A 5,051-nucleotide genomic window follows, 5' to 3' on the forward strand; every position below is an offset into this window, starting at 1 on the left:
CATATGGGGCTGATCGACCTGATGCTGGAGCGTGACGGGTCGAAATGGAAGGTCGTTTCCGCCACTTCCGAGGCGCGGCCGATCTTCGAACGCGTCGACAACAAGAATAAACCGACTGTCCCGGACGACAAGCGCATCATCGCGGCCCTTGAGCAGGACCACCAGGCAACACTGGCCTATGTGCGCCGCCCCGTCGGCAAGACCTCCGCGCCGCTCTATTCCTATTTCGCGCTGGTCGCCGACGATCCGTCGGTGCAGGTCGTCAGCCAGGCGCAGACCTGGTACCTCAGGGATATTCTGAAGAATACGCAATGGAAGGATGTGCCGCTGCTGTCGGCGGCCGCTCCGTTCAAGGCCGGCGGACGCAACGGCGCCGACTACTATACCGACGTGCCCGCCGGCGATATCGCCATCAAGAACGTCGCCGACCTCTATCTCTATCCCAACACCGTGCGTGCGGTCGAAATCACCGGTGGGCAGGTCAAGGAATGGCTGGAAATGTCGGCCGGGATCTTCAACCGGATCGAGCCAGGGAAGGCCGACCAGGCCCTCATCAACACCGATTTTCCGTCCTACAATTTCGACGTCATCGACGGCGTCACCTATAAAATAGACCTGTCGCAGCCGCCGAAATACGATGCCAAGGGCGGGCTGGCTAACGCTGGCGCCAATCGCATCGTCGACCTGAGTTTCGATGGAAAACCAATTGACCCCAAACAGAAATTCGTCGTCGCGACCAACAACTACCGGGCCGGTGGCGGCGGCAATTTCCCCGACATCAATGCCTCGAAGATCATCTATGAAGCGCCGGACACCAATCGCGACGTCATCGTCCGCTACATCGTCAGCGAGGGTACAATCAACCCGTCCGCGGACGACAACTGGTCGTTCGCGCCGCTGCCTGGAACCAGCGCCGTGTTCGAAACCGGCGCCAAGGCGAAGGATTTCATTGCGCAGCTGAAATCGCTGAAGATCGAGCCGGCAGGCGAGGGCGAGGCAGGTTTCGCGAAATACCGCATCCTGCTTTGAAGGTGGTTCGGGTCGGCTCGAGTCCCGGCCTTATGGCGTGGATTGAGCCGGCTGGGTGAAACGTTCCTTGATGTCAGGCATGACGAGATCCAGCGCATCGGTGGAAATGCCGCCGGAATAACCGTTCGGCAGCTGCTTGATCAGTTCGGGATCGTCCAGCCCTTGCGAAAAGTCGCCGCCGGTGTACGGGCCGAGCAGATAGACGCGGCTGTCGACGCCTTGCATGCGATCGAGAAACCGGTTCGGCCAACCCCACATCCATTTCGCGATGTTGACGGGAATGAGCAAGGTACCTTTTCGGCAGGCATCTGGAACATAGCCGCTCCAGCCAAGCGCGGCATAGCGCAGAATGCATTGCGTCAGCGACGCGCGGCTCAGCGTATGCATGTCCGGCAGTGCTGCCTTGACTGCGGCAATCGGCTTGTCGCCGCCATAGACCGAGAGATAGAAGCGCTCGTTCGGCGATAGCATGGCAAGCCGTGCGGCCAGCTTTTCGCCTTCGCCTGGATCGTTGCTCTTGACGTTGATGTTGAAGCGGCGGGCCGGGAAGTGCGCCAGAACCTCATCCAGCGACGGCATCATGCCGATACCCTTGCCGCGAAACGGAAAGGTCTTGCCGCCATCCGCCGTATAGCCATAGCCGACATCGAGGGTCTTCAACTCGGCCATGGAATGGTTGCGTGTTTCTCCCTTGCCTTCCGTGCGGCAATCCAGCGTCCAGTCGTGGAAGACGGCGAAATTGCCGTCTGTCGTCGGGTGAACATCTAGTTCGAGCGCGTCAGCGTCCAGCGCGAAGGCTGCTTCCATCGAGGGGATCGTGTTTTCGAGGTAGGCATGGCGCGGCGGCAACATGCGACTGGCCGTGCACGTCTCACCCGTCATGCCTTCCCGTGCGTAGTCCTGGGCAAGGCCGCGATGGGCAAGCACTTCCGGCTTGCCGGCGGGGCGGCTCGACAACAGCGAGGTGTTGTTGAGCCAGATGCCCGCCGCGGCGACAACGATGATGCCGAAGAAGATCGTCCGTTTGCGCATCAAGTGATTTCCGATTCGTCCGTCCTGCGCGGCATCCTGCTTTGCGATCGGACTTTTTGACGGCGACCGGGCGGCGACATCGAGATCATCCTCGATATCGCCTGGTCGGCGGCAATGAAATCGAAGAACGTGTCGACTTACGCCTTGTAGACCACCTGGCGCACGTCGATGTAGCTGGCGCGGAATCCGGCCTCGCAATAGTGCAGGTAGAACTCCCAGAGCTTCTTGAAGCGGTCGTCGAAGCCGAGCGGGACGATCTTCTCCCATGACGCCCAGAACCGGTGGCGCCATTCGGCAAGCGTGCGCGCATAGTCATCCGGAAACACGCGCTCGCGCAGATGGGCAAGGCCATGATCCTTGCCCAGTGTCTTCAGGATCGACGGTGTCGGCAGCATGCCACCCGGGAAAACATAGCGCTGGATGAAATCCGGCCTTGCGCGATACGTGTCGTAGGCGGCTTCGTTGATGGTGATGATCTGCAGGCCGGCGGTGCCGCCGGGTCTCAGGCAAGCCTTCATCTTGCCGAAAAACACCGGCCAGTATTTCTCGCCGACCGCCTCGAACATCTCGATCGAGGCGATGCGGTCATAGGTGCCGGTTTCGTCGCGATAGTCCTGCAGCTTGATGTCGACCTTTTCGGCAAGGCCAGCCTTGGCGATGCGAGCCGTTGCAAAATCGTGCTGCTCGCGGCTGATCGTCAACCCGGTGACGCGGCAGCCGATCTCGCGCGCGGCGAATTCGGCGAAGCCGCCCCAGCCGCAGCCGATTTCCAGCACATGGTCCTTCGGGCCGATCCCTGTGTCTTTCGCCAGCGCGCGATATTTGGCGGCCTGGGCGCTTTCCAGGTCGTTGGCGCCGGTCGTGTAGAGCGCCGAGGAATAGGTCATGCTCGGATCGAGCCATTGCTTGTAAAAGGCGTTGCCGAGGTCGTAATGCGCCGAGATATTGCGCTTCGAACCGGTGCGGGTGTTCTGGTTGAACCAGTGGCGGATGCGCTGGACGGTGTTGATCAGCCAACTGGTGCCGCCCGCGATACGCTCGCCAATGACCGAATTGACCACGAACAGCTCCAGGAAGCTGGTCACATCAGGGCTTTCCCAATCGCCGTCCATGTAGGATTCGGCTACGCCGATCGTGCCGCCGGAAAAGGCGCGGCCGGGCAAGCGCCAATTCTTCAGCACCAGTTCGGCATCTGGGCCAGGTCCCTTGCCGCCGACGAGGACGGCGCGGCCGTCCGGCAGCCTCACCTTGAGCGAACCGCGCGGCAGGTTCATCGCCGCCGACAGCACCATGCGCGCTTTCGCCGGCAGACCTTTGACGATCTCGGCGAAATTGAACTCATCGAGCCTGACCGCGTCGCTCAATGCTGCGCCAAAAAGTTCCTTTTGTGCCATCTCGTGCCCCCTGGATTTCCGCGGTGTCGGGGCAGATTGCCGAGCCACGGTTCTCTTGGATCATTCGCCAGCTTCGAACGCCGTTGCCGGTCCCGGGCGCTGACCGGCTCAGTGACGGGCGGGCTCGAATGAAACACGCGCTCTTTTACCAGAGCTTTAGCGCTTCCCAGTGAATCCCTGCGGCGATCTTCCACGTCATGCGGCGAAACTTCAAGAGGCAGGCCGCAAGCGGGGCTGTGCCACGCGGAATGCTTGCGCCAGCGAGAATCCGCTTTTTTGCACAGCAAAGGCCGAGCGCGCAAAAAACGCCTATGGTCGCAGAATTGCTCGTGCGATAGATCTAGCCATGCGTTATGTAATCGTCATTGCCGCCATCGCGTTTTTCCTGATCTGGGATGGCATGTACAATCAGGGCCGCTATCTCGACACAACAGTGAGAGAGCTTAGCCATGTTGTGCGATATGTTACCGGCAGAGCTTAACTCCAGTGGCGGCAGCCGCGACATCCTAGTCGATTGACGCCAACGTCCTGCCGTCACAAAAGACCCCAGCATTTTGATCGAGGAGGCGGGGTTGATCCGGCATATCGTTTTCTTCAGCGCGCGGCGAAAAGAGGATGTCGAGGCTGTGCGCACCGGCTTGCTGGCGCTCGGCAACATTCCTCATTCCAGCCTGTTCGAGGTCACGCTCAACACCAAGGTGGATCCGCTGTCGGACGAGGTCGACGTGGTCGTCTATGCGGAGTTCGCCGATGACGCCGCGCTGGCCGCCTACAAGGCGCACCCGCTCTATGCGCAGACCACCAGCAAGGTCAAACCGATGCGCGAACTGCGCTATTCCGCCGATGTCATTGCCGGAAGCTGATCGAGGCTTTGTCCCAACTGGTGCCTTTTTCGACGTCCGGTGAACTGGCGGGGGCGAAATGGCCGGGATTGCGATCAAGTCTTGAACCGATTTGCGGAATGATGCACATCGCGGCTGCATGACCCGAACCATCACTGGCACTCATCCGCTCGATCACCTGGTGCTGCCAACGCAGAGCCTTGAGGTGGCGCGAGCCCGGCTCGCCGCGCTTGGCTTCGTCGTGGCCCCGACCGGCATCCATCCCTTCGGAACGGAAAACTGCTGTGTTTTCCTGGCCGACGGCACGTATCTCGAACCGCTGGCGGTCGGCGACGAGCAGGTGGCGGCAAAGGCTATCGCGGACGGCAATGTCTTCGTCACGCGTGATCGCGCCTATCGCGACAGCAACGGCGACGAGGGGTTTTCCGCCATTGTTCTAGGTACGGGCAATGCCGATGCCGACCATGCACGCTATGTCGATGCCGGCATCTCGGCGGGAGACATGCTGGGTTTTTCGCGCGCTTTCACCGACCCGGCCGGCAAGAGCGACATCGCATCGTTCAAGCTCGCTTTCGCGGCCGGAGCCAAAGCCACGGACGCCTTCCTGTTTGCCTGCGAGCGGGTCAACGCGCCTGATGTCGACCGCGCGGCTTTGCAGGCCCACGCCAACGGCGCGACCGGAATTGTCGAGATCTTGGCGGTCAGCGATGCGCCTGGAAAGCAGCATGAGTTGATTTCTATCTCGGTGGATAAT

Annotated in this window: 5 protein-coding genes; 3 read left to right on the plus strand and 2 right to left on the minus strand. The window is 60.9% G+C overall.

The genetic code is table 11. The features are described 5' to 3' along the window. Positions 1 to 1,029: 5'-nucleotidase C-terminal domain-containing protein (locus tag ENZ75_RS20510; protein WP_206617071.1), on the plus strand; the 1,029-nt coding region annotated here is incomplete at its 5' end. Between the two features lie 30 nt (positions 1,030 to 1,059). Here ENZ75_RS20510 and ENZ75_RS20515 read toward each other — a convergent pair. Together ENZ75_RS20515 and ENZ75_RS20520 are read right to left on the minus strand one after the other, a co-directional pair. Next, the gene (locus ENZ75_RS20515) at positions 1,060 to 2,061 is read right to left on the minus strand and encodes a glycerophosphodiester phosphodiesterase family protein (RefSeq protein ID WP_027163378.1); all 1,002 of its coding nucleotides are present in this window, start codon (positions 2,059 to 2,061) and stop codon (positions 1,060 to 1,062) included. A gap of 137 nt (positions 2,062 to 2,198) precedes the next feature. Next, on the minus strand, positions 2,199 to 3,455 hold the full coding sequence (locus ENZ75_RS20520; protein WP_063168054.1) for a cyclopropane-fatty-acyl-phospholipid synthase family protein: 1,257 nt from the start codon (positions 3,453 to 3,455) through the stop codon (positions 2,199 to 2,201). Between the two features lie 572 nt (positions 3,456 to 4,027). Between ENZ75_RS20520 and ENZ75_RS20525 the strand changes: the two genes are divergently transcribed. After that, positions 4,028 to 4,318 carry a Dabb family protein gene (locus tag ENZ75_RS20525; protein WP_027163379.1) on the plus strand — a complete coding sequence of 97 codons (291 nt, stop codon included), beginning with the start codon at positions 4,028 to 4,030 and terminating at the stop codon, positions 4,316 to 4,318. A gap of 118 nt (positions 4,319 to 4,436) precedes the next feature. After that, on the plus strand, positions 4,437 to 5,051 hold a 615-nt coding region (locus tag ENZ75_RS20530; RefSeq protein WP_164887897.1), incomplete at its 3' end, for a VOC family protein.

This window comes from Mesorhizobium sp. M7A.F.Ca.CA.002.04.1.1 (assembly GCF_004022805.1).
In the GTDB taxonomy this organism is placed as follows: Bacteria; Pseudomonadota; Alphaproteobacteria; order Rhizobiales; family Rhizobiaceae; genus Mesorhizobium; species Mesorhizobium ciceri.